Source organism: Rahnella bruchi (assembly GCF_003614975.1).
In the GTDB taxonomy this organism is placed as follows: Bacteria; Pseudomonadota; Gammaproteobacteria; order Enterobacterales; family Enterobacteriaceae; genus Rahnella; species Rahnella bruchi.
This window is the reverse complement of the sequence record NZ_QZWI01000051.1, coordinates 1-1,245: the sequence shown is the minus strand read 5'-3', so window position 1 is coordinate 1,245 and position 1,245 is coordinate 1. Positions and strand designations below refer to the sequence as shown.

Below are 1,245 nucleotides of genomic sequence, written 5' to 3'. Positions count from 1 at the left end.
TGATCCTACCCACATAATGTGGACACGGCCCTAAGCGAGGTTCTGGTTTTCAAACTGTTGCGGGCTGAGGCCACCACAGGCACTGTGACGACGCCACCGATTGTAATCACACTCGATATAATTAAACACCGTCGTCCGCATTATTTCCCTGCTGATAAAGCGTTCCCCGTGGATACATTCCACTTTCAGCGAATGGAAGAAGCTTTCCTCGCAGGCATTGTCGTAACAACATCCTTTGGCACTCATGCTACCGTGCAGATTATGCCGCTCCAGCAGCGCCTGATAGTCCACCGAACAGTATTGCCCGCCGCGATCTGTATGGACAATGACATTTCCCGGTCGCTTACGTCGCCAGAGTGCCATCTGCAGCGCATCGCAGGCCAGCTGCGCTGTCATCCGCGACGACATCGACCAACCGATGACAGCCCGCGACCATAGGTCAATCACCACCGCGAGGTACAGCCAGCCCTCATCGGTGCGAAGATACGTGATGTCTCCTGCCCACTTCTGATTCGGACCACTCGCGTAAAAATCCTGTTTCAGCAGATTTTCAGACACCGGCAGGCCATGTTCTCTGTAGCTGACCGGGCTGAACTTCCGGGCAGCCTTTGCACGAACTCCCTGACGTCGCAGGCTGGCGGCAATGGTGTTGACGTTGTACTCAGGCAGTTCGCCAGCGAGACGAGGCGCACCATAACGCTGTTTTGCCTCAGTGAATGCCTTACGGACAGCAGTATCACAGACGAGCCGGAACTGCTGACGTGGTGCTATCTGCTGACGACGCAGACGCCAGGCATACCAGCCGCTGCGGGCGACCTGCAGTACCCGGCACAGGTTTTTGACGCTGAACTCAGCCCGATGATTTTCGATAAAGACATACTTCATTTCAGGCGCTTGGCGAAGTATGTCGCGGCCTTTTGGAGAATGGCCAGTTCCTCATCCCTCTCAGCCAGTAGTCGCTTAAGGCGGGCATTTTCAGTAGCCAGTTCGCTTTCACGTTCAGACGATGTCAGTTGCTGTTGTTGCTTACTGCGCCACGCGTAGAGCTGAGATTCATACAGGCTGAGTTCGCGGGCAGCGGCAGCAACACCGATACGCTCAGCAAGCTTCAGGGCTTCGTTGCGGAATTCAGGCGTATGTTGCTTGCGGGGCTTTTTGCTGGTTGATGCTGATTTTGTCATGAGTTACCTCTTACTTGAGAGTTTACTCACTTAGTCGCGTGTCCACTATTCGCGGGTAGGATCA

Annotated in this window: 1 protein-coding gene; it reads right to left on the bottom strand. The window is 54.5% G+C overall.

The window, feature by feature from the left end; genetic code table 11:
• Positions 1 to 30: 30 nt before the first annotated feature.
• A protein-coding gene (locus D5398_RS25295; RefSeq protein ID WP_120510031.1) for an IS3 family transposase occupies positions 31 to 1,181 on the bottom strand; the annotation gives its coding sequence in 2 pieces (ribosomal slippage) (positions 31 to 923 and positions 923 to 1,181; 1,152 coding nt in all).
• Between the last annotated feature and the right edge of the window lie 64 nt (positions 1,182 to 1,245).